Raw genomic sequence first — 26,364 nt, 5'->3', positions numbered from 1 at the left:
CCCACCACGCCGCCACCGACACCCTCCGCCGAGCCACCACCGGCAACCCGCGACCGCTACAGTGACAACCGCCTCCGGGTGGGGAATTTCAACGAGCACCCCTGGGGAAGATCGGCGAGCGGCATCACTGACTGCGGTTGACAACCGCGTCGCGACGGCGCAGGCGGCCCGGGCGGTGGCGGAGCTGACCCACGCCGACCCGCTCGCCGGCGATTCCCGCGTGCTGTGGTGCGAGGCCATCCGCGTAGCGGTGACCGAGCGCTGGCTGGATGTCCGGGCCGGCCTGGACCTCCTACCGTCCGAGCGCAGCGAGCAGTGGCAGGTGTGGCTTGACGACGCCGAGCGGCCGGATGCCGCACCTCGCCTGTTCGGCAACGGCTTCACGGTCACTGCGCTGCAGGCCGCCTGGCACGCCATCTCGACCACGCCGGTGCCCGCGGATGACCGGGACGCCGACAGCTTCGCGTGCCAGCACCTCCAGCACGCTCTTCACGCGGCGGTGCGCATCGGCAACGACACGGACACGGTCGCCGCCATTGCCGGCGCCCTGCTCGGCGCCTACTGGGGAGCCTCGGCCGTCCCGGCAGCCTGGCGCCGCAAGGTCCATGGATGGCCAGCCATGCGGGCGCGCGAACTGGTGGGCCTCGCCGTTCTCGCCGCTTGCCCTGGCGAGGCCCCTGTTGAACCTGGCGCTTGAGAAGGTGCGCGAAACACTAGTCCTTCGGACGAGAGAGGTTGTATCGCCGCCGGCTCGGCGGAGGTACCGCCTCCGGCTGTCGCTTACGGGTCGTTACGTCAGCGCGTCCGCCTAGCTCGCCACGACGGACGCGGACTGGAGGAAGTCAGTCGGGAGCGGGCGCGAGAGCCGCCAAGTGATCGCTATCGGGCGCTCTCCTATGTGACTGACATATTCAGCGTCCCCAAGCAACATGTAGGGAGCCGTCCCAAGCGGGTCCTTCTTTGTCTCGCGCGCAAAGAGCACAACGTTTGTGCCCAACTGGCCGTGGTTGAGGTAGCGCTGGCCTGTCGGCGAGGCGACCGTCGTGCGGGACTGCGACTCCCAATGGAACAGTTCCGGGCTGATCGCGTAGTCGTTGTACATCGTGGTTGGCGAGTAGTCTTCTTCCGACTTCCTGAGTGTCACGAGAAACGCGTCGGTCTTCCATGGCTCAGAGAACAAGACACCCTCGCGGAAGCTGTTCGGCAGGCGATTGAAGCCCGCGTAGTCGAGGGCGACGACAATCTCTTCGCGCGTGTAATGAGCGTGTGAGGCGAGCGTCGAACCGGCGAGTGGGCCTCCGAGAGCCTCAGGGACGTGGCTGATCCGCGCCGTTGCCAACTCGATGATCTCGTGGAATTCCGCGCGTGCCGCGACTTCCGGCCGCAGCGCCTTAAGTGCCTGCTCAAAGGAGCGATGGCCCCCACCGTCCGGCCAGATGCTGAAGACGAGCATGCGTGCGTACCGCTGCAGGTCTGGGCCCAGGTCCGCATAGCGGGGGGCGTCGTCGGCGAGGAGTTGGAGGTAGGCCTTTGCGCGTGGGAGGTCATCAACGTGTGCGAGTGCACGTCCGCGTTTGATGACGGTCTCGTGATGCGGGCCCTCCGGGCGCCCATGCAGCCCGGCATCGCGACGAAGCCTGGTCCAGTTCTTCGAGTTCTTGAGGATGTCGCTGAGCTCGAAGTCGGTTTCGTCGAGGAAGTTGCTCAGCGAGACGTCGCCGACAGTGCGTAACTCCTGGACGAGCGTCTTCCAGCTGGGATTGAGCTGGCTCCGGATGTTCTCGAGGACCAGTGCCTGGCTTTCCCGATCCAGGACGATCTGTGAGCCAGATGGCAGGAACGGGAAGCCGTTCTGAACCTGTCGTTTTAGACCTGCGCGCGTGGCTCCGGTCATGGCTCGGTAGCGCCGGTCGAACCGGAACTCCTTGCGTTGGTGGCCCACGAAGTCGAGTGCGGTGAGGACTGGCTTGGTCGGGGTGCGCCTCAGGCCGCGGCCGAGTTGCTGAAGGAAGATGGTGGCGCTCTCCGTCGGCCGAAGGAACAACACGGTGTCGACGTCGGGGAGGTCGAGGCCCTCGTTGTAGAGGTCTGCCGAAAAGAGGACGTTGATGCGTCGGTCACGCAGATCGGCGAGGGCGGCCCGTCGGGCCTCGGTCTCCGTGTCGCCCCACACCGCACGTGACGGGATGCCGGCCTTCGTGAAGGCATCCGCCATGTACTGGGCATGCCGGACCCCGACACAGAAGCCCAGGGCGCGCATGCGTTGCACGTCGCCCACCTTGTCGTGCACCTGCTTGAGGATGATGTGCGTGCGGGCGTCGTTGCCGGTGTAGACGTTCTCGAGTTCTGTGCGGTCGTACTGGCCGCGGCTCCAGCCGATGTTGCGCAGGTCAACCGTGTCGGCGATGCCGAAGTAATGGAACGGGCTGAGCAAGTTCGCGTCGAGGGCGTCCCAGAGCCGCAACTCGGCGGCCGTGTGCCCGCCGAAGAAGTCGCGGACGTCGACGCCGTCGGCACGCTCGGGCGTGGCTGTGAGCCCGAGTAGTTCGGTCGGTGTGAAGTGGGCCAGCAGTCGCTTGTAGCTGGCGGCCTCGGCGTGGTGGAACTCGTCCACGACAATGACGTCGAACGTATCGGGTGCGATGGAGGTCATGCCCCGTCGGTCGAGCGTTTGGATGGTGGCGAAGAGGTGGTCGCCTCGCTCGGGCATGTGCCCGCCGCCCCAGAGTTCGCCAAAGGTGCCGTACGCGAGTACCTCACGGTAGGTGCGCATCGATTGGTAAAGAATTTCCATGCGGTGCGCCACGAAGAGAAGTCGTGGGCGACGTCCTGCCGTCTGGGCCAAGTTGCGATAGTCGAGGGCAGCAACGACAGTCTTGCCGGTGCCCGTTGCCGCCACGACCAGATTGCGGTGACGACCGTGCACCGTCCGTTCCACCTCGAGTTGTTCGAGGATCTCCTGCTGGTGCGGGTAGGCGCGCACTTCGAGCCCCGACAGGTTGAGGCTCGGGGCCGTGCCTGTCGAGCGGCCGCTCGCCTCCGCCAGCGACGCGTCCAGCAGGACGGCGTCTTGGGCAGGGTCATAGGTTCTGAACGACGGGTCGTTCCAGTAGGTCTCGAACGTCGCGTCGAACTTCTGCAGAAGCGCGGGAGTCGCGATCGCCGACAAGCGGACGTTCCACTCCACGCCGTCCAGGAGTGCGGCCATGGAGAGGTTCGATGAACCGACGTATGCGGTGTTGAAGCCCGAGCTTCTGCGGAAATGCCAGGACTTCGCGTGCAGCCGGGTGCGCGCAATTTCGTACTGGATCTTCACCTCGGCGCCGAACTCGTCGACGAGGCGGTCCAGCGCTCTGCGTTCGGTGGCGCCGATGTACGTCGTCGTGATGACTCGGAGACGGCCGCCACGGTCGGCAAATCGCCGCAGGGGATCTTCCAGAATGCGTAGGCCGTGCCACTTCACGAAGGCGCACAGGAGGTCGACTTCATCCGCGGAGTCGATCTCGGCACGCAATTCCGCGCCGAGGCTCGGATCGCTCTTGGCGTTGGTCAGGAGCGCCGCGTCGGAGAGCGGAGTGCGCGGGCGCGTTGCGTACCTGGTCCCCGTGCCGATTCGGGCAGGCTCGACGAGCGAGAGGAGCTGTCGGGTAGGCGGGGCGACCGCCTCGGCGTCTGCCCGGAGCACGTCAAGGATTTCGTTCGCGAGCTCGGTGCGCTTGTTTTCGTTCTTGGTATCGCGCAAGACGCGTGCGACCTCGGCGGCGATGTGCCGCGCCAAGACATCCGGCTCGTCCGCCGCATCGACCACATGCAGGTCCGCGCGCAGGTGCGGCAATCCGGAAAGGTCTCGCTCGACCTTCCGGGTGATGAGCTGCTCGTAAATGCCCTCGTCCAACATGCCCTCCTCAGCGCCGTCCGCAGTCTGTCATTGCGGAGTGACATGGATGGAAACGTCGAACCGGGCGCCGGGACATCTGCGTCCTCGCCTCCTCAAGGAGCAGGTGAGGCCGAGGAAGATGCGGCAATCGCCGTCGGCCCGTGACGGCAAAAGCCGCCTCCCGGTCCAGTGGAGCACTGGGCGGGGAGGCGGCTGTCGTCTCCCTTAGAGCTTCGCTTCCCATTCGGGCAGCGACGGCTTCTCCGCCCCGATGGTCGTGCTCTCCCCGTGCCCGGTGCGCACCACCGTCTCCGCGGGCAGCGTCAGCAGCCGCTCGCGGATCGACGCGACGATCGTGGGATAGTCCGAGTACGACCGGCCCGTCGCCCCGGGCCCGCCCTGGAACAGCGTGTCGCCGGTGAAGATCGTGCCGAGGTCCGGCGCGTAGAAGCACGTCGAGCCGGGGGAGTGGCCGGGGGTGTGCACGGCGGTCAGCACCGTGCCGGCCACCTCGAAGGCGTCGCCGTCGGCGATCTCGCGGTCCGGGGAGCCATCGGGGTAGACGGCGTCCCAGAGCATCCGGTCGGCGGGGTTGAGGAACACCGGGGCGCCGACGAGGTCGCGGAACTCGGCGACGGCGCGGATGTGGTCGTCGTGCCCGTGGGTGAGCAGCACGGCCTTCACGGTGCGACCGCCGACGGCGTCGGCTACCGCCCGGGCGTCGTGGGCGGGGTCGATGACGATCACCTCGCTGTCGTCCCCGACGAGCCAGACGTTGTTGTCCACGTCCCAGGTTCCGCCGTCGAGCGAGAACGTCCCGGAGGTCACGAGGTTGTCGACACGGGCCACCATGGCAGGTCCCTTCTGAAGCGGGTGAGCGGGGTCAGTACGTCACGACGGAGCGCAGCACGGTGCCGTCGTGGATCTTGCCGAACGCGGCCTCGATCTGGTCGGCCGAGATGGTCTCGGTGACGAACTTGTCCAGCGGCAGGCGGCCCTGGAGGTAGAGGTCGATCAGCATGGGGAAGTCGCGCTCGGGCAGGCAGTCGCCGTACCAGGAGGACTTCAGCGCCCCGCCGCGGCCGAAGACGTCGATGAGCGGGAGGTTGAGCTCGAACTTCGGGTGCGGGACGCCGACGAGGACCACCCGGCCGGCCAGGTCGCGGCCGTAGAACGCCTGGCGGTAGGTCTCCGGGCGGCCGACGGCGTCGATGACGACGTCGGCGCCGAAGCCGTTGGTGCGCTCCTGGATCGCCGCGACGACCTCGTCCTCGGACATGCCGGAGGTGTTGATCGTGTGGGTGGCGCCGAACTGCTTGGCGGCCTCGAGCTTGGCGTCGGCGAGGTCCAGGGCGATGATCGTCGTCGCCCCGGCCAGCTTCGCGCCGGCGATGGCGGCGTCGCCGACGCCGCCGCAGCCGATGACCGCCACGGACTCGCCGCGGCGCACCTCGCCGGTGTTGATCGCCGCGCCAATGCCGGCCATGACGCCGCAGCCGAGCAGGCCGGCGACCTCCGGCTGGGCGGCCTCGTCGACCTTGGTGCACTGGCGCTCGTGGACGATCGTCTTCTCGATGAAGGCACCGATGCCCAGGGCCGGGGTCAGCTCGGTGCCGTCGGTCAGCGTCATCTTCTTGCTGGCGTTGGACGTGTTGAAGCAGTACTGCAGCTGGCCGCGCTTGCAGGCCCGGCACTCGCCGCAGATGGCGCGCCAGTTCAGGATCACGTAGTCGCCGACCTGGACGTGCGTGACGCCCTCGCCGACGGCGGAGACGCGGCCGGCGGCCTCGTGGCCCAGCAGGAACGGGAACTCGTCGTTGATGCCGCCGTCGCGGTAGGAGAGGTCGGTGTGGCAGACCCCGCAGGCCTGGATGTCGACGATGACGTCGCCCGGGCCCGGGTCGGGCACCACGACGTCGACGATCTCGACCTCGGCGCCCTCGCTGCGCGCAATGGCTCCCTTGACGGTGTACGGCATCGTTCCCCCTTCGGTGCGGTGGACGGGCACATTTCGGCCCGGCGCCGTCCAACTTAAGCCATCGCGCCCCGGTGTTCTCGACTGCTTCCGCCGAGCGGACGGTGCCCGGGAACCGTGCGGCCGGTGATCGCCCCGAAGGCCGCGGTCACCTGGCTCGAGCCACGGCGACGTGCTCATGACCGACGATGCCGAGCAGGTCCGCGAAGCGCTCCAGATGGTGGTCCGCCCCCGCCGCCGCGAGGATCGCCTCCGCCTGGTAGCCCGCTCCGACCCCGATCGCGATGTACCCGGCGCTGCGCGCGCACTCGATGTCGTAGGCGGTGTCGCCCACGTAGAACGCCTCGCGGCCCAGCGAGCGCAGCTCGGCCAGGCGGGCGGCCTTGTCCCGCACCGACGTGTGCACGTGGTCGAAGACGCCCTGCAGGCCGGTGTGCTCGACGTCGTAGCGCATGGCCGCCTCGCTCGCCGCGGTCACCACTCCCGTCACGGCCCCCGCCGCGCGCAGCGCCCGGAGCGTGTCGGCGACGCCGGCCCGCAGCGGTGCCGGGGTCTGCATCCCGGTGTTCCACGCCGCCTCCACAGCCTCCGCGTGCTCCTCAGAGACACCCAGCTCGAGCAGCCACCTCCGCATCGGGAGCGTGAACGAACCCTGAAAGCCGGGCCGGTCCAGATCGGGCAGTCCGTGCTCGGCGATGGCAGCGTTGATGGCGGCCAGCGCCCGGTCGAGGTCGTCCATGACGGTGCCGTTCCAGTCCACCAGGACCAGAGAACGAGTCGGCTCGGACATGTGAGAGCTCCTTTACAGCGAGGTGCGGAAAGCGCCCACTGAAGCCCAGTTTCATGAACAGCCGGGACGTGAAATGTTCTTTCACGGTTCACCTCGGGGGCGGATGACGTTCACAACCCCTACCTAGCGTCACTGCCGTGGCCAGCGAAAACACCGTAAACGAAGCCGACGTGCGGGAGCGGGTGCGGTCTCACCTCCCCGCCTTCTCGCCCGCCGAGCGCCGCGTCGCGGACGTCTTTCTCGCAGACCCGATCGGCGTCATCGATCTCTCGGTCACCCAGCTCGCCGCCCGCGCGGGATCCTCCCCCGCGAGCGTGGTGCGCATGTGTACCTCCATCGGGTTGCGCGGGTTCCAGGACCTCAAGACCCGCGTCGCCCTGGCGCACGTGCCCTCGGAGCACGTCGACGCCCTCGTCGCCGTCGAGCCTCAGGACGCCCACCGCGCCACCGTCGCGGTGCTCCGCGACACGGCCGCCGCCCTGGAGTCCGCCGCCGCCGTGCTCGACCCGGCGTCCGTGAACAACCTGGTCGAGGGCCTCCTTGCGGCCCGCCGCATCCAGCTCGGCGCCGTCGGCACCTCGGCGCCGGTGGCCGCCGACGCCGCCTACCGCCTGACCACCCTCGGCCTGGACGCGACCTTCGTCACCGACGTGCACGCGCAGCACGTCTGCGCCCGCATGCTCGGTCCGGACTCCGCCTTCCTCGCCATCAGCCACACCGGGTCCACGTTCGAGACCCTCGCTGCCGCCCGCGCGGCCAAGGCCGCCGGCGCCCGGGTCTACGTCATCACCTCCTTCGCCAGCTCCCCGCTCACCGAGATCGCGGACGCCGCGATCGTCGCCGGTAGCGCCGAGACGAAGGTCCGCGTGGAGGCCCTGACCAGCCGGCTGGTCCACCTGACCGTCCTGGACGCCATCTTCCTCGTCCTCAAGCAGCGCGTGGCCGGTGCCGAGGAGCACCTGCAGGCCGCCTCCGACGTCCTGGCCGAGCACCGCTTCTAGCCACGCCCGGTCACCCCTCCCCCTCCAGCACAACGAGATGAGAGCCATGCACGGAATCGTTCGTGGACCCGACGGCCGCGGGATGCGCGGCGTGATGGTGTCCAACGGCCACGACGTCGTCCGCACCGACGACGACGGCACGTTCCGCCTCCCCGACCGCGGCAGCTTCGTGTTCCTCACCCGCCCCGCGGGCTTCACCGCCTCGCCCTGGTGGCAGCCCGCCCGGCCCGAACCGATCACCTTCGACCTCGCGGAGCAGCACCAGTCGCTGCCGTTCGCGTTCGTCCACCTCAGCGACACCCATGTCTCCGTCCCCGGCGGCATGGCGGTGGGCAGCCAGCGCAGCAAGGCCGCGCTGTACCCCGAAGGCGGCCTGGCCGAGGAGCTGGGTGACTTCCTCACCGCGCTGCCCGAGCTCGCCCCCGACGTCCAGGCGGTCTTCCTCACCGGCGACCTCGTGGACCACGGCCTGCCGGACGAGTACGCGGCGCTGATGGAGGTGCTCGGGGCCAGCCCGGCGCCCGTGCACACCATCGCCGGCAACCACGACCACATGAACGGCAGCCACGAGAGCGTGGTCACCGCGCACAACTACCTCACCAACACCGGCGACCCTGCCGAGTACGAGCGCCACCTCGGCCCGCGCTGGTACAGCTTCGACGTGCCGGGGCTGCACGTGGTGGCCATGGACTGGCACACCCACGAGCTCGGCCTCGACGACGCCGCTCAGGAGGCCTGGCTGCGCGCGGACCTCGCACAGGTTTCCGCGCAGACGCCGTGGGCCCTGCTCTTCCACGACCAGCCGGGCCGGTACGTGCTCGACGCCGCCCCCCGGCCGCCCGTGGCGACCTTCTCCGGGCACTGGCACACCTCCCGGGTGGTCGAGGTCGACGGCGTCCTGCACGTCAACACACCTCCGGCCTTCTTCGGCGGCCTCGACTACTCCCCGCCGTCGTGGCGCAAGGTCACCTGGGACGGTGAGCGCTTCACCCTGGACACGATCGCCCTCCACGACCCTGTCGGGCCCGAGGCGGCGGGCGCGCTGCGCAAGGCCACCATCGCCGCCACGCCGCGCCCCGTCCCGGCCGCGGGTACAAGGCGCCCCGGCGCAGGCCTCGTGGCGTGGCAGACCTCCCTGGCCGGTGCCGGGCACCGCCAGGGCGTGAGCGCCAGGGGCGACCGGCTGTTCGCCGGCTCGCAGCACGAGGACGGCCCCGCCGGCGCGGTGCAGGCCCTGGACGCCCGCACCGGGGAGGTGCTGTGGACGGCCCCCACCGCCGCGGCGGTGAAGGTGACCCCCGCCGTCGTCGGCGACCTGGTGGTGGCCGCCGAGGTCACCGGCGACGTCGCCGCCTACCGGGCCGACACCGGCGAGCCGGTGTGGCGCCGCGCCTCCTCCGACCCGCTGCGCCGGTTCGCGTGGGGCGCGCCTACCCCCGCCGGCCAGAGCGTCGTGGTGGGGGACCAGGCGGACCTGCGCCGCCTGGACGTCGCCACCGGGGAGGTGCTCTGGCGCCGGACCGACCTGGCCCCGCACCACAACCTCGTCAACCACGCCGCGCCGCTGGTGGTCGGGGACCTCGTCGCGATCGGCTGGTGGCCCAGCCCGCAGTACCCCCGCGGGCTCGACCTGGCCACCGGCGCGGACCGGTGGCCCGCCGAGGCCGCCGCCTCGCTGGCCGACTTGGCCGAGGCCAAGCGTCTGCTGGTGATGGGGACCGCCGCCTTCGACCCGGGGACGAACGCGGTGCTCATGCCCGGCTACTCCGCGACCATCAGCGTCGACGCCACCTCCGGGCGGCTGCGGTGGGTCGCGTCCCACGAGGGGACCTTCAGCCCAGCGTCCCCGCTGGTCACCGAGGCGGGCGTGGTGGTCACCGTGGGCGGGCGCGGCCTGCGCCTGCTCGACGCCGCGGATGGCGGCACCCAGTGGGACGTCGCGGTGGCCCCGGCGGCGCCCTTCCCGATGCAGCCCTACGCCAAGACCGGCGGCACCGTCCTCGCCCCGCCGCTGCTCGTCGAGGACCGGCTGCTGCTGCCCGGCCTGGACGGGACCGTGCGCACCTTCTCCCTCGAGGGCCAGGAGCTGGCGCGCCTCGACCTCGGCATCCCGATCGCCGCGCCGCTGACCGACGCCGGCGAGCACGTCGTCGGCGTCGGCGTGGACGGCGCCGTCTTCGCCCTGAGCAAGGGAGACCTGTCATGAGCGCGACCACCGCCCCCGCGAGATCGCGGCCGGAGGCGCGCCAGGCGGCCCCGCCGCACGGCGCCGCCGCGCCCCGCCCGGCCGCCGCGCCCCGCCGGCGCCGGCTCGCCCCGGCGCTCATGGTGACCCCGGCCCTGCTGCTCGCCTTCGTCTTCGTGCTCCTGCCCGCCGTGCTGTCCTTCGTCGGCAGCTTCTTCCGGATCCCGCTCACCGGCGGGTCGTGGGAGTTCGTGGGCCTGGGCAACTACACCGCGCTCCTCGGCGACACGAGCGCCCGCAAGGCGATCACCAACACCGCGGTCTACTCCGTCGTCACGATCGTGCCGTCCCTGGCGATCGGGCTGGCCCTCGCCCTGGCGACCGACGCCCTCACCCGCGGCAAGGCGCTCGCCCGGACCCTGCTGTTCCTGCCGATGACCGCCAACCTCGTCGCGATGGCCGTGACCTTCAAGTGGATCTTCGACCTGCGCGGCGGCTTCGCCAACCAGCTCCTCGGCCTGGTCGGCCTCGCCCCGGTCAACTGGCTGGGCAGCACCGACACCTCGCTGCTCACCGTGGCGCTCGTGGGCATCTGGCGCACCGCGTCGTTCACCATGATGATCTTCTTCGCCGGACTGACGACGATCCCGGGCACCATGAACGAGGCCGCCCGCATGGAGGGCATCACCGGCTGGACCAAGCTCACCAGGATCACGCTGCCGGCCATGCGCCCCTCGGTGATCTTCGCTGTCGTCATGGCGATCCTGCAGTCCGTCCAGGCCTTCGACACCGTCCGGGTGATGACCGACGGCGGCCCGCGCTACTCCACCGAGCTCATCCAGACGCTCACCTGGCGCTACGGCTTCGAGTACTTCAACCTCGGCGCGGCCTCGGCGCTGAACTTCCTCCTGCTGCTCGCCCTCCTGGCCGTGGGCCTGTGGCAGCGCAAGGCCCTGCTGGGGAGTGAGGACCGATGAGCCGCACCCGCCGCCCCGCGCTGTGGGCCTTCATCGGCCTCGCCGTGGTCGTCGCCCTGTTCCCCTTCTACTGGATGCTGCGCACGTCCGTGGCGCCCGCGGACGAGGTCTTCTTCGACGGCCTCTCGTTCCTGCCGCAGAACCCCACCTTCACCGGGTATGCCCGGGCCTGGACACAGGGCAACCTCGGTCAGGCCATGGGTGTGGGCGTCGTCGTCACCGTGTCGATCCTCGCGCTGCAGCTGCTCACCGTGGTGCCGGCGGCCTTCGTGCTGGCCAAGCACCGGCGCCGGTGGACCGGCAAGGCGTTCGCCTTCGTGCTGCTGTGCCTGCTCGTGCCTTCGCAGGTCACGATGATCCCGCTGTTCATCGGGCTGAACCAGGCCGGGCTGGCGGACACCCTCGCCGCCCTGATCCTGCCGTTCTCCACCTCGGTGCTGGGGATCTTCATGATCCGCCAGCAGATGATGGCCATCCCCGACGCCCTGATGGAGGCGGCGGCGATGGACGGCCTCGGCCCGGTCCGCACCCTGCTGGGCGTCGCCGTCCCGATGGCCCGCCCCGGGATCGCAGCGTTCAGCGTGTACTCGATCTTCGTCCACTGGAACGACTACATGTGGCCGCTGCTCGTGGCCCGCAGCCCCCAAATCTCCACCCCGCCGCTGGCCCTGGCCATCTTCCAGGACGCCGCCACCGGCTTCGACTACGGCGCGCTCGCGGCGGGCGCCACCCTCGTGACCCTGCCGATCGTGCTGCTCTTCCTCGTCGCGCAGAAGCAGTTCGTTCGCGGCATGAGCGGCACCGAGGTCACCGGCTGACGCCGGCGCACACCTCCGCCGTCGCGCCCCCGTTCCGCCACCACCCAGACCTGCCCGGTTTCCCCCTCCCACACAGAAATGAGTTCACCATGCCCACGAACCGTCGCCGTCCCCTCGTCATCGGCGCCACCCTCACCGCGCTGGCCCTGACCCTGGCCGCCTGCTCCGCCGCGGAGGGCGAGGAGCCCGGTGCGGCCGTCGCCACCGCGGCCGACGTCAACCAGTGCGAGGCCGACGGCACCACGCTGACCGTCACCTACAACTCGCTGGCCACCGAGCCCATGGAGCACGCCGTGGCCAAGCTCGGCGAGAAGTACCCGGGCCTGGAGATCGACGAGCAGGTCAGCGCCTCCACCAGCTACCCCGAGCTCACCCAGCAGATCGTCGCGGACATCGCCGTGGGCAAGCGGCCCGACCTCATCATGACCGGTCTCGGCCAGCTGCCGTTCTGGGTCTCCGAGTACAACCCCACCGAGTTCGACACCAGCGTGCTCGCCGACACCTACCAGGAGCAGTTCCTCGGCGCGGGCACCATCGACGGCAAGGTCTACCTCGCCCCAGCGCAGATCTCCTCCCCCGCCATGGCCGTCAACCAGGACCTCCTCGACGCCGCCGGGGCCGGCAAGGCCGCGGACATCAAGACCTACGACGACCTGCTCGAGGTCGCGAAGAAGGTCACCGACCACACTGGCAAGCCGTCGGTGTCCATCCCGCCGCAGGGCCTGCCCGAGTGGTTCTCCCAGGGCCTGGTCCAGAACTCCGGCGGCACGCTGGTGGCCGAGGACGGCAGCGCCGCCTTCGGCGACGACACCGGGGTGGCCGCACTGGACATCTGGTCCGAGCTCGCCCGTCAGGGCCTGGAGGCCGGCCTGCCGCACACCTCCGACGCGCTCAACGCGTTCGGCACCGGCGACCTGGCCGTCTCCATGATCACCACCTCCAACATCGCCGCCCTCAAGGAGTCCGTCGGCGACGGCTTCGAGTGGATGCCGATCCACGTGCCCAGCGTCGACGGCGAGACCGGCCGGCCGATGCCGGCCGGCGGCAACGGCTGGATCGTCCTCTCCGAGGACGCCTGCCGCGCCGCGTTCGCCAGCGAGCTGGTCGGCGAGATCCTCAGCCCCGAGGCGGTCATGCTCGCCTCCGGCACCCAGCGCAGCTATATCCCGGTGGACACCGAGGCCCGCGACGAGCTCCTCGCCTCCCCGGAGGCCACGCCCCAGATGGAGTTCGCCTGGCTGTTCGACACCGAGCTGACCCCCTGGGGCGGCTTCGACGGCGCGCACACCGCCGAGGTCAACGACGCGCTGCTGTACATGGTCGAGCAGCTCCAGGCCGGCACCGAGACCAAGGCGGCCGTGGACCAGGCCGTGAGCACGATCAACTCCATCGTGGGGACGAAGTGACGGTCGTCCAGATCGCCGGCGTCACCAAGCGGTTCGGCGCCGTCACCGCGCTGGACGACATCAGCCTGGAGATCCAGGACGGCGAGAACGTCGCCATCCTGGGCCCGTCCGGCTCGGGCAAGTCCACGCTGCTGCGGGCGATCGCGGGCCTGGAGGAGGTCGACGACGGCGAGATCCGCTTCGGCGGCGTCCTCCAGAACGGCGTCGCCCCCGAGCAGCGGGACGTCGCGATCGTCTTCCAGAGCTACGCCCTCTACCCGCACCTGACCTCCCGCGAGAACATCACCCTGGGGCTGCGGCACGGGAAGAAGCTGAGCAAGGCCGAGGCGGACGTCCGCGCGACGGACATCGCCACCCGCATGCGTGTCGAGCACCTGCTGGACCGCAAGCCGAAGCAGATGTCCGGTGGGCAGCGCCAACGCATCGCCCTGGCACGGGCGCTGGCCCGGCGCAGCGGCATCGTGCTGCTCGACGAACCGCTCTCCGGGCTCGACGCCCAGCTGCACGCCGCGCTGCGCGTGGAGATCGCCGGGCTGCTCCAGTCCGCAGGCGCCACCGGCATCAACGTCACCCACGACCAGGCCGACGCCATGGCCATGGCCTCGCGGATCGCGGTGATCAACAAGGGGCGCATCGAGCAGGTCGGCACACCGGACGAGCTGTACCGGCGCCCCGAGACGCTGTTCGTGGCCGGTTTCGTCGGCACCCCGCCGATGAACCTCTTCGATGTCGACGACGCCGACCGCACCTCGGCCTTCGGACGGCACGACGGCGGGGAGGCGGGGCCCGTCACGCTGGGGGTGCGGCCCGAGCGGCTCTACCCCGGCGAGGGGGACCCGCTGTCGCCCGCGGTGTGGCGGCTCTCCGGCCGGGTGGTGCTCATCGAGCCCACCGGGCGCGAGCGGGTGGTGCACGTCCAGCTGCCCGCGGGCGGATCGTTCGCGGTGCTGCTGCCGGGGGACGCGGCCCCGGCCGTGGGGGAGCATGTCACCGCCTGGTGCGAGCGCGAGCACGTGCACGTGTACTCCCGGGCCACCCAGAAGCGGCTCGGCAACGCCCGTGAGCGTGGTGTGACCCTGCGTGAGGGGGCGCTCGCGGGGGTCTGAGGTCCGGGCGTCGATCGCCCGGGTGGTCCGAGTCCCGTGGTGTCGGCGGGGCACGACCGGCGCCGCAGGAGGTGTAGGGGCACCTCCTGCGGCGCCCGCGCGCGGTCACGCCCGGGCCGACGAGACCCGCCTGAGCAATCGGCCACCGCGGACGAGTCGCCGAACGGCCATACGCGCAACGCTGGCCGCGTCGAGATGGAAGGACGGCGGCCATGTTGCGAGGAAGGCGAGCCGAACGGCGCGAGGAGCGCACGGACGGCGATCAGCGGGTGCACTACCGGATGCGCCAGCGGCTGGTCTCGATCGGCGACGACTACTGGATCGAGACCGACCGCGGGGAGCGGGCGTACAAGGTCGACGGCAAGGCGTTGCGGCTGCGCAAGACGCTGATCCTCGAGGACCCGGACGGCCGGGAGCTGGCCAAGGTCCAGGAGCGGGTCGCCCGGGTCAAGGACTCGATGGAGGTCGAGGACGCCGACGGCCACCGGATGGCGCTGGTGAAGAAGGCTCTCATCAGCCCGCTCCGGGATCGTTGGGTGGTCAAGATCGGCGACGGCCCGGACCTGGACATCCAGGGCAACATCCTGGACCACGAGTACACCTTCACGGACGGGCGCACCGCGGTGGCCACCGTGTCGAAGAAGTGGTTCCGGGTGGCCGACACCTACGGCGTGGAGATAGCCCCGGGCCAGGACCCGGTGGTCGTGCTGGCGGCCACGGTGGCGGTCGACATGATGGCCCAGCCAGGACGATGACCGCCGCCGCGGAGGGCGGAGGGAAGGGCGCCCGGCGGCTGCGCATTCGCTGCTGGACCGATTGATCGCCCTCCGTGGGCGGGCCGCCGTACCCTCAGGACATGTCCAACGACGGACAGCGAGAAGACGTGCGCCACCGCGCCGCGACAACCTCCGGCGGTGCGGCATCGACCGCGCTCGCGACCGACCCGCGACCAACGCCGGGCCAGCTCCACGTCCCGGCCCGCCCTGTTCGGGTGGTGACCGCCGCCAGCCTCTTCGACGGCCACGACGCCGCAATCAACATCATCCGCCGCATCCTGCAGGCCCAGGGCTGCGAGGTCATCCACCTCGGCCACGACCGCTCGGTCGACGACGTCGTCACCGCAGCCGTCCAGGAGGACGCCCAGGCCGTGGCCATCTCGTCCTACCAGGGCGGGCACATGGAGTACTTCGCCTACCTCGTCCAGCGCCTGGGCGAGGAGGGCTGCGGCCACGTCAAGGTCTTCGGCGGTGGCGGGGGCGTGATCGTCCCGGACGAGATCGCCCGGCTCGCCGAGCTCGGCGTGCACATCTTCTCCCCGGAGGACGGCCAGCGCATGGGCCTCGCGGCCATGGTCAACACCGTCGTGCGCGAGGCCGACGTCGACCCCGTCGACGCCGCCGGCGGCCCGCCCGACCCCGACGACCTGCTGGCCGGCGACGCCCGCGCGCTGGCCCGCACCCTCACCGCCGTCGAGCTCGGCCGGTTGCCCGAGAACCATCGCGAAGTTTCACGTGAAACCGCTGCGCGCTCCACCGCACCTGTGCTAGGGGTCACCGGCACCGGCGGCTCGGGCAAGTCCTCGCTCACCGACGAGCTGCTCATCCGGGCCCGGCTGGACCAGGGCGACGCGCTGCGGATCGTCGTGCTCGCCGTCGACCCCACCCGCCGGCGCGGCGGCGGGGCGCTGCTGGGCGACCGCATCCGGATGAACGCCCTGGGCCCGCACGTCTTCTTCCGCTCCGTCGCCACCCGCGGCGCCGGCGGAGACCTGCCCGCCGCGCTGGACGACATGGTCGCCGCCGCCAAGGCCTGGGGCGCCGACCTCGTGATCGTCGAGACCCCTGGCATCGGCCAGGGCGACGCCGGCGTCGTCGACCACGTCGACGTGCCCGTCTACGTGATGACCCCCGAGTTCGGCGCGGCCACCCAGCTCGAGAAGATCGACATGCTCGACCTCGCCGAGGTCGTCGTCATCAACAAGTTCGACCGGCGCGGCGCCGAGGACGCCCTGCGCGACGTGCGCCGCCAGGTGGCCCGCAACCGACTGGCCTTCGCCGCCCCGCCAGAGGAGCTGCCGGTCTTCGGCACCGTCGCCTCCCGGGTCAACGACGACGGCGTCACCGCCCTCTACCAGCACCTGCGCGACCTGCTCGCCGCCCGCGGGCTGCCGGTGCGCGAGCCGCTGCTGGCCCCGGTCCCCGGTCGGGTCTCCACCCAGGTGGCCCCGCTCGTCCCGGTCGCCCGGGTCGGCTACCTCGCCGAGTCCGCCGAGGCGGTGCGCGCCTATCACCGCCGCACCGCCGAGCAGTCCGGCGCCGCCCGCGACCTGCAGCGCCTCACCGCCGCGCGGGACCTGATGAGTACCCGGCTCGCCGGCGCCCCGCCCGACCTCGACGACGCCGTCGCCGACGCCGCCGAGCGGGTCGGCGAGGACAGCCGCGCCCTGCTCGACGAGTGGCCCACGCTCGCCGCCGCCGCGCAGTCCATCGAGCCGGCGCTGTCGCTTTCCGGCACCCCCGTCCCGCGCCTGGCCCTGCCGCGCCTGCACGACGACGGCGACCTGCTCACCTGGCTGCGCGGGGAGCACCTGCCCGGCCACTTCCCCTACACCGCAGGGGTGTTCACCCGCCGGCGCACCGACGAGCACCCCGCCCGCATGTTCGCCGGCGAGGGCGACCCCGCCCGCACCAACCGCCGCTTCCACCTGCTCGCCGAGGGCCAGCCCGCCGTCCGCCTGTCCACGGCGTTCGACTCCGTCACCCTCTACGGCGCCGACCCCGAGGAGCGGCCCGACGTCTACGGCCGCGTCGGCAACTCCGGGGTGTCGATCGCGACGCTGGAGGACATGAAGGCCCTGTACGCCGGGTTCGACCTGTGCGCGCCGAACACCTCGGTGTCGATGACCATCAACGGCCCCGCGCCGACCATCCTGGCAATGTTCCTCACCACCGCCATCGACCAGCGGCTGGAGGCCTTCGCCGCCGAGCGGGGCCGGCCGCCGTCGCCGGGGGAGGCCGAGGAGATCCGCGCCTACGTGCTGCGCACCGTGCGCGGCACCGTCCAGGCGGACATCCTCAAGGAGGACCAGGGGCAGAACACCTGCATCTTCTCCACCGACTTCGCCCTCACGGTCATGGCCGACGTGCAGGAGTGGTTCGTGGCCCACGAGGTGCGCCGCTTCTACTCGGTGTCCATCAGCGGGTACCACATCGCCGAGGCCGGGGCGAACCCCATCAGCCAGCTCGCCTTCACCCTCGCCAACGGGCTGACCTACGTCGAGGCCTACCTCGCCCGCGGCATGGCGATCGACGACTTCGCGGCCAACCTGTCCTTCTTCTTCTCCAACGGCATGGACCCCGAGTACTCGGTGCTCGGGCGGGTGGCGCGGCGGATCTGGGCGATCGTGCTGCGCGACCGGTACGGGGCGAACGCGCGCAGCCAGCGGCTGAAGTACCACATCCAGACCTCGGGCCGGTCGCTGCACGCCCAGGAGATGGCGTTCAACGACATCCGCACCACGCTGCAGGCCCTCATCGCCCTGTACGACGCCGCCAACTCCCTGCACACCAACGCCTACGACGAGGCGGTCACGACGCCGACGGCGGAGTCGGTGCGCCGGGCCCTGGCCATCCAGCTCATCATCAACCAGGAGTGGGGCCCGATGATGAACGAGAACCCCAATGAGGGCTCGTTCCTCCTCGCCGAGCTCACCGACCTGGTCGAGCGGGCGGTGCTCGACGAGCTCGACCGCATCTCCGCCCGCGGCGGCGTGCTCGGCGCGATGGAGACCGGCTACCAGCGCGGGCGGATCCAGGACGAGTCGCTGCTGTACGAGCAGCGCAAGCACGACGGGTCGCTGCCCATCGTCGGGGTCAACACCTTCCGGATTCCCGACGGCGAGGCCGCGCCCACCGACCCGCTGCGGCTGGCCCGCTCCACCGAGGAGGAGAAGCGCGGACAGGTCGAGCGGCTGCGCGCCTTCCAGGCCGCCCACGCCGCCGAGCGGCCGGCGGCGCTGGCCCGGCTGCGGGCCGCGGCGCTCGCGGGGGCGAACGTCTTCGACGTCCTCATGGACGTGGTTCGGGTGTGCTCGCTGGGGGAGATCTCCCAGGCGCTCTTCGACGTCGGCGGGAAGTACCGCCGCAACGTCTGACTCCAGCAGCCAACCTGCCATTCTGGCTGCGACCAAAACGTCATTCTGGCAGTGACCAGAATGCCGATCCGGGCTTCTTCGTGATCAATATTCAACAACGGATGGTCGCTTCAAACCCTGTCGTGACCGGGTGTGAAGCCCAACCAACGGAGCAGTGTGAACCCAACCAGCGGAGGTGTCAGATGGCCGACATGGCGCAGCCTGGGGGAGGGGCCGCAGCGGGAATGATGGTGGCTCACTTCATCGTGTCGGACGACGTCGAGCGCTCTCGCCGCTTCTACACCGAGGTGCTGGGCGGCAAGGTGGCCTTCACCAAAGGATCCCTGACCTATGTGGCACTCGCCAACACGTTCATCATCATCAACGTCGGCGGCGGCCCGACCGACGACAAGCCCACTGTCACTCTGGAGACGCCATCCGACCCTGACCGGGTGAGCAGCTTCCTCAACATTCGGGTCGCAGACATTGGCGCCAAGTATGCGGAATGGAGCGCCCGGGGTGCTCAATTTCTGACGCCACCGAAGCGGCACCAGTTCGAGATTCGTTGCTACATCCGCGATCCCGACGGGTATCTGATCGAGGTGGGGCAAACGACCGACCCGGAGGGCGACTGGTCCGCCTGGTTGCCGGCTCACCCGGCGTCATGAAGGCGGCGATGGTCGAACGTCGGGGCGGGCGAAGACGGCGGCAGTACGGCGAGGGTCCTCCGGATGAGCGGTGAACGAGCGACCACAACGCCATTGTGGTCGCTCGGGTGATCAGGTCAGAGCGGGGTCGGCACGCCCAGCAGCACCATTCCCGGCGGGAACTGGCCGTCCACGACCACCCGCACGCGCTCGCGGACCTGTTCGACGCTCTCGGCGTGCACGTGCAGCTCCCGGGTCGTCGGTCCGGGGTCGAGCCGGTCGGCGTCGTTCTCGGACTCGAGCCGCGGGTCGTCGGCCATCTCGGCGTGCAGGCCCGCGGTGCGCAGCGCGTCCACGAGCGAGCTCGCGTCCCGCTTGGCGGTGTCCAGGTCGGGGAACGTCACGGGGACGATGTAGGTCTCCATGCCGTCCATGCTGCCTGCGGTCGGCGCGACGGCAACCGGTCCGGCGAGGCGAGGCCGCCGACGGTGCGGCCGAGCTCGGCGACCGCTACTGGGCGGACGTCTCTCCCGTCGCAGCGTCCCTCTGGTGGGCGGCGCGGCGGTGGTCGGCGTCGAGGATGCCGTGCCGCACGGCGAGGCGAATCACCCAGTAGGCGACGAAGAGTCCGACGAGCCAGGGGACGAGCACGGCGACGACATCCATGTGCCGGACTATACGGGCGCTGTTGGTCCGTAGGACCGGAGGCGTCGGGAGGGGGCGAGGGCTGCCGGGGCTGCCCTACCGGATGCCCACGTAGAACCGCGACTGGTCGCTGCGGTGCAGCGCGTAGTACCACTCGAAGCGGTTGCCGTCCTTGTCCCAGGCCACGGACTCGATCCCCAGGAGCGGAGTGCCCGGCTCCACCTCGAGCAGGTTGGCCTCCTCGGCCGTGGGGATGACCGCCTCCAGCCACCGGTCCGCGCCGGCGGCCTCGATGCCGTAACGCCGTCGGAGGGTCTCGTACAGCGACCGGTTCTCGAGCTTCGCCCGGTCCAGGCCGGGCACGTACTGCTCGGGCAGTGCCGTCCGGACGAGGAGCCAGGGGACGCCGTCCACCACGCGCAGGCGGCGCAGGCGCACCACTGGCTCGTCCTGGCCGAGGTTGAGCGCCATCGCCTCTTCCGGGCTCGCCGGTCCGCCCCCTTGATCGAGGACGGTTGTCATGACACGCCTGCCGCTGGCCAGCAGGTCGGCGGCCGAGCCGGTGACGGAGCCGACGAAGCGCACCTCGGCGCGGTCGGGGGCGACGAACGCGCCCTTGCCCTTGATCTTGTAGATCAGGCGCTCCTGGACGAGCTCGGCGAGCGCCTCGCGGACGACGGTCCGTGAGACGCCGTAGATCTCGCTCAGCTCAGCCTCGGAAGGCAGTGCCTGGTCTGCGACGTACTGGCCGTTGGTGATGCGGTCGCGCAGCGAGTGCATGAGCTGCATCCACAACGGATCGCTGGACTCGCGGTCGAGCGCGTTCCCACGCGTGGCGAGCTGTGGCACGCGGGTCCCCCTTGGTTCGGGTATCGGAGCCTTGGACGGCTTGTCATGATACCTCCCACCTTGATGGCCCTCGGGTCGGGCTGGGGATCTCGCTAGACGGCCGGTGTTGACAGAGCCGGAGCCCGGCCTCTAGGTTCACCTGTCATTACAGGTCGGTACGTACCGACCGGTCTTGCACGACTCCTACCGGAGCCCCTGAGACCACCCCGAGGACGCCTCACCACGGACCGCCGGAGCACAACGGCGCGCCACCGGGACGTGGCCGACCGTCCTCAGCTGCACCCGTATCCAGACCGCGCCGCCCGGCGCGCGTCGGCCCTGCCCCGACCAGACCGCACAGCCGCGGTCGCCTGGAGGAACAGTGAAGAAGAACGTGAAGCGGCGGCTCCTCGCCGCCACGGCCGTCGTCTCGATGGCCGCCCTCAGCGCCTGCAGCTCGGCCGAGGGGGAGACCGCGACCGGCGGGAGCGGCGAGTCCGACGCGCCCTTCATCGCGCTGAGCAACGGCTTCATCGGCAACAGCTGGCGCCAGACCCTCGTGCGGTCCTTCGAGGAGACCGCCGAGCAGCTCAAGACCGACGGCGTCATCAGCGGCTACCAGGCCGTCAACGCCCCCGGCGACAACGACGCCACCGAGCAGATCAGCCAGATCCGCAGCCTCATCCTGCAGGACCCCGACGCCCTGCTCATCGTGCCGGCCTCGCCCACGGCCCTGGTCCCGGTCATCGAGGAGGCCTGCGCCGCGGACATCACCGTCGTGGTCCTCGACTCCGAGATCGACGCCCCCTGCGCTCACGTGGTGCGTAACTCCTACGACGACTGGGGCCGGGAGTCCACCGTCCACGCCCTGGAGGCCATCGGCGGCAAGGGCAACATCATCAACAACCGCGGCGTCGTCGGCTCCCAGCCCGAGCAGCTCTTCTACGCCACCCAGCAGGAGATCTTCGCCGAGTACCCCGACGTCAAGGTCGTCAGCGAGGTCAACGGCTTCTGCGACTCCGGCACCACCCAGCAGGAGCTCGTCGGGATCCTGGCCTCGATGCCCGAGATCGCCGCCGTCCCCGGCTGCGCCAGCGGCATGGGCGTCGCCCAGGCCTTCCAGTCCGCCGGCCGGGAGGTGCCCGTCGTCGTCTTCGACACCAGCGGCGCCAACCTGCAGTACTGGAAGGACTCGGGCATCGACAACGGCTCCTACGCCACGATCACCGACCCCGGCCAGTCCGTCGCCGCGCTCTACGTGGCCCTCGAGCTGCTGGACGGCAAGGAGGTCCCCGAGGAGCTGATCCTCCCGCTCGTCTACATCCCGATGGAGGACCGCGACGCCTGGCTCGCCACTCTGGGCCCCGACGACTACGCCGCCTACCCCTGGACCAGCGAGCTCATCCAGGAGCAGATCGAGGCCGTCCAGAACGGCACCGAGGCCCCGCGCCCGCCGACACCGGCCGCCTGATCCCGGCGCACCCACCCATCGACGAGGAGAGGAGCAAGCGGTGACGCACACCCTGGCCGAGCACCCGGCCGTGGCGCACGGCGCGCGCCCACTGATCGAGGCGCGCGGCGTGACGAAGTCCTACGGGCGCACCCGGGCGCTGGCCGGGGTCGACCTCACCCTCGCCCGCGGGGAGATCCTCGGGCTGGTCGGCCACAACGGCGCCGGAAAGAGCACGCTGGTGCGCGCCATCGCCGGGCTGGAGGCCATCGACGGCGGCTCGCTGCTCGTGGCCGGCGCCGACCGCTCGCGCGGGTACACCCTGGCGGCCGCCGAGGCCGCCGGGGTGCGCCTGGCCTACCAGGAGCTCTCCCTCGCCCCGGACCTCACGGTCGCGGAGAACGCCTACCTCTCCTACCGCGGTGCGCTGCCGCGCCTGACGTGGCAGCGCACCGCGGGACGGCGGATCGCCCGGGCGCTGGACGAGATCTTCCCCGGCCACGGCATCTCCGTGCACGCCCGCGTGGGCGAGCTGCCGATGCCCAAGCGGCAGATGGTCGAGATCGCCCGTGCCACGCTCGCGGACGAGGTGTCCCTGCTCATCCTCGACGAACCCACCGAGTCCCTGGGCCCGGACGCCGCGGCGAGCATGTACGCCCACGTGCACCGCATGACCGCCGCGGGCGCGTCCGTGCTGCTCATCTCCCACCGCATGGGCGAGGTGCTCGGGCACTGCGACCGGGTGGCGGTGCTCCAGGACGGGCGCGTCACCGCGGTGCGGCCCGCGCGCGAGGTGGACGAGCCGACGGTGCTCCGCCTCATGGGCGGGGAGGTCCACGCCGCCGCCGAGCGGCGGGCGCCGTCCCCGGCCGCCACGGCCGCCGCAGGCGAGCCGGTGGTGCGCTTCCCGGTCGGTCGCCGTGGCGGGGCGACCCTCGAGGTCCGGCCGGGGGAGATCGTGGGTCTGGCCGGTCTGGCCGGCCAGGGCCAGCAGGAGCTCCTCGAGCGGCTGTGGCGCCCCGGGCTGCGCGCGCTGTCCCGAGCCGGCGCGTCCGTGCCCCGCAGCAAGGCCTTCGTGCCCGGGGACCGGCAGACCTCCGGGATCCTGCCGCTGTGGACCGTCGCGCAGAACATCGCGGTGGGCACCATGCGTCGGCTCGCCCGCGCCGGGGTCATCCCGCGCGCCGGTGAGCAGGACGCCGTCGCCACCTGGGTCGAGCGCCTCGCCGTCAAGGGCGGCGCCACCGCGCCCATCCTCAGCCTCTCCGGCGGCAACCAGCAGAAGGTGCTGGTGGCGCGCGCGTTCGCGTCCGACGCCCGGCTGATCCTGCTCGACGACCCCTTCCGTGGGGTCGACGTGCAGACCAAGAACGAGATCTACGCGCTCATGCGCGCCGAGGCGGAGCGCGGCCGCTCGATCGTCTGGTACTCGACCGAGAACTCCGAGATGGCCCACTGCGACCGCGCCTATGTCTTCCGGGCCGGCGAGATCGTCGCCGAGCTCCGCAGGCCCGACATCACCGAGGAACGCATCGTCGCCGAGTCCTTCGCGGCGATCGAGGACGGGGAGGAAGTCCATGTCTAGCGCCGCGCCCGCCGCGCCGCGGCTGCCCGAGCTGCGCGACGCCCTGAGCGTGCGGCGCCGCCGCCTGGCGCCGCCGACCCTCGCCCTCGTCACGCTCGTCGCGATGGTCGCGGTCGGCGCCAACCTGCAGCCGGCCATCCTGACCGTCCACGGCATGACGATGATGCTGATGTCCGCCGTCCCGCTGGTCATCGCCGCCCTCGCCCAGATGATCATCATGGCGGTGGGGGACATCGACCTCGGCGTGGGCGCCCTCGTCGGGCTGGTGACGGTCATCTCCGCCACCTGGCTGGCGACCGCCCCGGCGCTCGGCGTCCTCGCCCTCCTGGCGATCGTGGCCGTCTACGTCCTCATGGCGGTCGCCGTGCAGCTCCGCAACGTCCCCTCGATCATCACCACGCTGGGCATGAGCTTCGTCTGGCTCGGCCTGGGGCTGATGATCCTGCCGACCCCGGGCGGAGCGGTCGCGCGCTGGCAGGGCGCCCTGGCGTCCTGGCGGCCCGAGAGCGTGCCGGCGCCGCTCGTGATCATCGCCGTCGCCACCGCCGTGGTCGCCCTGGTCGCCCACGGCAGCCGGTTCGGCGTCCGGCTGCGCGCCCTGGGCTCCGACGCGCGGACCCTCGTCCGCTCGGGCCGCTCGACGCTGGCCACCCGCGTGGGCGCCTACGTCCTCGCCGCCGTCCTGCTGATCGTCGCGGGGCTGATGCTGGCGGGCCAGACCCGCACCGGGGACATCAACTCCGCGAACAACTACGCCCTCATCACCATCGCGGCCGTCATCCTCGGCGGCGGCACCTTCTCGGGCGGGCAGGCGGTGCCCGTCGGCACGGCCTTCGGGGGCATGACCCTGGGCCTGATCGGCGTGCTGCTGAGCCTGATGAGCCTGTCCTCCAACCTGCAGTCCGCGGCCCAGGGCCTCATCGTCCTCGCGGTGCTCGCGGGCCGCGTCCTCACGGAACGGCTGACCCGATGACGACCACCACCTCGCCCACCCGCCGCTCCCTCGCCGCCCCCGCGCAACCGCGCACCGCCCCGCCGTGGATCTGGTCCGTGCTCGGCGCCGTCGCCGTGTGGTTGACCATCGTCGCGATCGGCGGCGGCTCGGGGTGGAACGCCCTGTCCCAGGTCCTCACCCTCGCCCCGTTCCTCGTGCTGGTCGCCATCGGGCAGATGCTCGTCATCACGCTCGGCCCGGGCAACATCGACGTGTCCGTCGGCGCGGTCGTCAGCCTCGCCTCCTACGTCTCGGTCATCGCCGCCGCCGCGACCGGCAGCGCGGTCCTCGGCCTGCTCGTCGGCGCCGCGGCGGGCGGGGCCGTCGGGGCGGCCAGCAGCCTCAGCATCATCGCGCTGCGCGTGCCGCCCATCATCGCCACGCTGGCCACCAGCCTGATCGCCGCATCGGTCACGGCCGTCCTCGCCGACGGCATGGCCGCCCACCCCGACGCCGGCCTCCGGGCGTTCGTCAACCACCGGGTCGCGGGCGTCCCGCTGCTCGCGGTCGCCGTCGCCCTGCTCACCGTCGCCGTCGCCTGGGCGCTGCGGCGCACCGTCTACGGCCGCTCGGTGCTCGCCACCGGGCAGAACGCCACCGCCGCGGGCAAGGCGGGCATCCCGGTGGGCACCACCCGGGCCGCCACGTACGTGCTCAGCGGCGTGACAGCCGGTCTCGCCGGGTCCCTGCTCGCGGCCTTCATCTCGCCCGCGCAGAACCTCGGCAGCTCCTACCTGCTCGACTCCGTCGCCGTCGTCGTCATCGGCGGCACCCTCATCGCCGGCGGCCGGGCCGTCCCGGCCGGGCTGTGGGGCGGCGCGCTGTTCTTCAGCCTGCTCTCGGGGCTGCTGAACCTCGTCGGCTGGAGCGTCGGGGCCCAGAACATCCTCAAGGGCGTCCTCGTCGTCCTCGTCGTCGTCATCTCCGCCGGGCCGCTGCTGCGGCGGCGGCGCAGCGCGCCCGCGGCGAGCGCCCCCACGACCCAGACCCCCTCCGGCGCGGCCCCGCGCCCGGAGACCACCCCGACAGAAGGAGAGCCTCGTGGCTGACCTCGACGACCTGCGCTACGGAACGAACTTCGGCGGCGCCGCCCCTGCCACCGCGGCGCCGGCCCTGCCGGGCACCAAGGGCCTGGCGGGCCACGACTGGGGGATCCGCTCCCGCATGGCGCGCATCTTCCAGCCCGCCGACGGGCGCACCGTCATGCTCGCCTTCGACCACGGCTACTTCCAGGGCCCGACCTCCGGGCTCGAGCGCCTGGACCTCAACATCGTCCCGCTCGTGCCGCAGGCCGACGCGATCATGCTCACCCGCGGCGCGCTGCGCTCCACCATCCCCGCCGACTCCCGCGCCGGGGTGGTGCTGCGCGCCAGCGGCGGCCCCTCCATCCTCAAGGACCTCTCCGACGAAGAGGTCGCCCTGGGGATCGACGACGCGGTCCGGCTCGACGCCGCCGCGATGGCGGTCCAGGTGTTCGTCGGCGGGGAGCACGAGACGAAGTCGGTGCGCAACCTGACCACCCTCGTCGACGCCGGCCAGGCCGCCGGGATCCCGGTCCTCGCCGTGACGGCGGTGGGCCGCGAGCTGGTGCGCGACGCCCGCTACTTCCGTCTCGCCACCCGCATCCCCGCCGAGCTCGGCGCCCACTTCGTCAAGACGTACTACGTCGAGGAGGGCTTCGAGACGGTCACCGCCGCCTGCCCCGTGCCGATCATCATCGCCGGCGGCAAGAAGATCCCCGAGCGCGACGCCCTCGAGCTGGCCCACCGGGCCATCCAGGGCGGCGCCGCCGGCGTGGACATGGGCCGCAACATCTTCCAGTCCGCCCACCCGGCGGCGATGCTCGCCGCCGTCCGCGCCGTCGTCCACGACGACCTGGCCCCGGCGGAGGCCTTCGCGCTCTACGAGGACCTCGCCCACACCGCCCCCGTGCTCGCGTAGCACCCCG

Annotated in this window: 22 protein-coding genes; 15 read left to right on the top strand and 7 right to left on the bottom strand. The window is 71.3% G+C overall.

Annotated elements, in window-relative coordinates; genetic code table 11:
* The first annotated feature begins 61 nt into the window (after positions 1-61).
* On the top strand, positions 62-697 hold the full coding sequence (locus GD880_RS14920; RefSeq protein ID WP_226909701.1) for an ADP-ribosylglycohydrolase family protein: 636 nt from the start codon (positions 62-64) through the stop codon (positions 695-697).
* A 111-nt stretch (positions 698-808) separates the two neighbouring features.
* Here the strand turns inward: GD880_RS14920 and GD880_RS14915 are convergent, their stop codons facing one another.
* From GD880_RS14915 to GD880_RS14900, 4 genes are all read right to left on the bottom strand, one after another.
* Positions 809-3,895, bottom strand: a complete 3,087-nt coding sequence (locus GD880_RS14915) for a DEAD/DEAH box helicase (protein ID WP_152232415.1) — start codon at positions 3,893-3,895, stop codon at positions 809-811.
* A 207-nt stretch (positions 3,896-4,102) separates the two neighbouring features.
* A complete protein-coding gene (locus tag GD880_RS14910) occupies positions 4,103-4,729 on the bottom strand; it encodes an MBL fold metallo-hydrolase (protein ID WP_152232395.1) in 627 nt (208 codons plus the stop codon).
* A 31-nt stretch (positions 4,730-4,760) separates the two neighbouring features.
* A complete protein-coding gene (locus GD880_RS14905; RefSeq protein WP_152232394.1) occupies positions 4,761-5,855 on the bottom strand; it encodes an S-(hydroxymethyl)mycothiol dehydrogenase in 1,095 nt (364 codons plus the stop codon).
* A 145-nt stretch (positions 5,856-6,000) separates the two neighbouring features.
* Complete coding sequence (locus tag GD880_RS14900; protein ID WP_152232393.1) at positions 6,001-6,642, bottom strand: HAD family hydrolase; 642 nt, start codon at positions 6,640-6,642, stop codon at positions 6,001-6,003.
* A gap of 137 nt (positions 6,643-6,779) precedes the next feature.
* On the opposite strand from GD880_RS14900, the gene GD880_RS14895 reads away from it, so the two are divergent.
* From GD880_RS14895 to GD880_RS14855, 9 genes are all read left to right on the top strand, one after another.
* Entirely contained in the window at positions 6,780-7,643 is an 864-nt protein-coding gene (locus GD880_RS14895; RefSeq protein WP_226909697.1) for a MurR/RpiR family transcriptional regulator, read from the top strand.
* Positions 7,644-7,680: 37 nt separating this feature from the next.
* Positions 7,681-9,849, top strand: coding sequence for an outer membrane protein assembly factor BamB family protein (locus GD880_RS14890; RefSeq protein ID WP_152232392.1), 2,169 nt, complete (start codon positions 7,681-7,683; stop codon positions 9,847-9,849).
* Positions 9,846-10,805: a carbohydrate ABC transporter permease gene (locus tag GD880_RS14885; protein WP_152232391.1), complete on the top strand. Its 960-nt coding sequence runs from the start codon at positions 9,846-9,848 to the stop codon at positions 10,803-10,805. Before GD880_RS14890 ends, GD880_RS14885 begins: the two co-directional genes overlap by 4 nt.
* Positions 10,802-11,623, top strand: coding sequence for a carbohydrate ABC transporter permease (locus GD880_RS14880; protein ID WP_152232390.1), 822 nt, complete (start codon positions 10,802-10,804; stop codon positions 11,621-11,623). Before GD880_RS14885 ends, GD880_RS14880 begins: the two co-directional genes overlap by 4 nt.
* Before the next feature lie 89 nt (positions 11,624-11,712).
* The gene (locus GD880_RS14875) at positions 11,713-13,029 is read left to right on the top strand and encodes an extracellular solute-binding protein (protein ID WP_152232389.1); all 1,317 of its coding nucleotides are present in this window, start codon (positions 11,713-11,715) and stop codon (positions 13,027-13,029) included.
* Positions 13,026-14,135, top strand: a complete 1,110-nt coding sequence (locus GD880_RS14870) for an ABC transporter ATP-binding protein (protein ID WP_193314543.1) — start codon at positions 13,026-13,028, stop codon at positions 14,133-14,135. The genes GD880_RS14875 and GD880_RS14870 overlap by 4 nt, the downstream gene beginning before the upstream one ends.
* A 212-nt stretch (positions 14,136-14,347) precedes the next feature.
* On the top strand, positions 14,348-14,890 hold the full coding sequence (locus GD880_RS14865; protein WP_152232387.1) for an LURP-one-related/scramblase family protein: 543 nt from the start codon (positions 14,348-14,350) through the stop codon (positions 14,888-14,890).
* A gap of 101 nt (positions 14,891-14,991) precedes the next feature.
* Positions 14,992-18,288, top strand: coding sequence for a fused isobutyryl-CoA mutase/GTPase IcmF (gene icmF, locus GD880_RS14860; RefSeq protein ID WP_152232386.1), 3,297 nt, complete (start codon positions 14,992-14,994; stop codon positions 18,286-18,288).
* Positions 18,289-18,470: 182 nt separating this feature from the next.
* A complete protein-coding gene (locus GD880_RS14855; protein WP_152232385.1) occupies positions 18,471-18,935 on the top strand; it encodes a VOC family protein in 465 nt (154 codons plus the stop codon).
* A 116-nt stretch (positions 18,936-19,051) separates the two neighbouring features.
* On the opposite strand, the gene GD880_RS14850 is transcribed toward GD880_RS14855, so the two are convergent.
* The 3 genes from GD880_RS14850 to GD880_RS14845 all read right to left on the bottom strand — a co-directional run bounded on the left by GD880_RS14850 (position 19,052) and on the right by GD880_RS14845 (position 20,408).
* Positions 19,052-19,339: a hypothetical protein gene (locus GD880_RS14850; RefSeq protein ID WP_152232384.1), complete on the bottom strand. Its 288-nt coding sequence runs from the start codon at positions 19,337-19,339 to the stop codon at positions 19,052-19,054.
* A gap of 85 nt (positions 19,340-19,424) precedes the next feature.
* Positions 19,425-19,580 carry a hypothetical protein gene (locus GD880_RS20425; RefSeq protein WP_193314542.1) on the bottom strand — a complete coding sequence of 52 codons (156 nt, stop codon included), beginning with the start codon at positions 19,578-19,580 and terminating at the stop codon, positions 19,425-19,427.
* A gap of 75 nt (positions 19,581-19,655) precedes the next feature.
* Entirely contained in the window at positions 19,656-20,408 is a 753-nt protein-coding gene (locus GD880_RS14845) for a GntR family transcriptional regulator (RefSeq protein ID WP_226909695.1), read from the bottom strand.
* Positions 20,409-20,769: 361 nt separating this feature from the next.
* Here GD880_RS14845 and GD880_RS14840 point away from each other — a divergent pair, with 361 nt between their 5' ends.
* Genes GD880_RS14840 through lsrF form a run of 5 tightly spaced genes read left to right on the top strand, consistent with a single transcriptional unit; the run spans position 20,770 to position 26,357 of the window.
* Entirely contained in the window at positions 20,770-21,858 is a 1,089-nt protein-coding gene (locus GD880_RS14840) for a substrate-binding domain-containing protein (RefSeq protein WP_152232383.1), read from the top strand.
* A gap of 40 nt (positions 21,859-21,898) precedes the next feature.
* Positions 21,899-23,422, top strand: coding sequence for a sugar ABC transporter ATP-binding protein (locus tag GD880_RS14835; protein WP_152232382.1), 1,524 nt, complete (start codon positions 21,899-21,901; stop codon positions 23,420-23,422).
* A complete protein-coding gene (locus GD880_RS14830; RefSeq protein WP_152232381.1) occupies positions 23,415-24,395 on the top strand; it encodes an ABC transporter permease in 981 nt (326 codons plus the stop codon). Before GD880_RS14835 ends, GD880_RS14830 begins: the two co-directional genes overlap by 8 nt.
* Positions 24,392-25,465 (top strand): ABC transporter permease, encoded by a 1,074-nt coding sequence (locus GD880_RS14825; protein ID WP_152232380.1) that lies wholly within the window; start codon positions 24,392-24,394, stop codon positions 25,463-25,465. Before GD880_RS14830 ends, GD880_RS14825 begins: the two co-directional genes overlap by 4 nt.
* Positions 25,458-26,357, top strand: coding sequence for a 3-hydroxy-5-phosphonooxypentane-2,4-dione thiolase (lsrF, locus tag GD880_RS14820; RefSeq protein ID WP_152232379.1), 900 nt, complete (start codon positions 25,458-25,460; stop codon positions 26,355-26,357). Before GD880_RS14825 ends, lsrF begins: the two co-directional genes overlap by 8 nt.
* Positions 26,358-26,364: the final 7 nt, after the last annotated feature.

Source organism: Georgenia ruanii (assembly GCF_009193175.1).
Taxonomy (GTDB): Bacteria; Actinomycetota; Actinomycetes; order Actinomycetales; family Actinomycetaceae; genus Georgenia; species Georgenia ruanii.
This window is presented reverse-complemented; position numbering and strand designations above follow the sequence as displayed.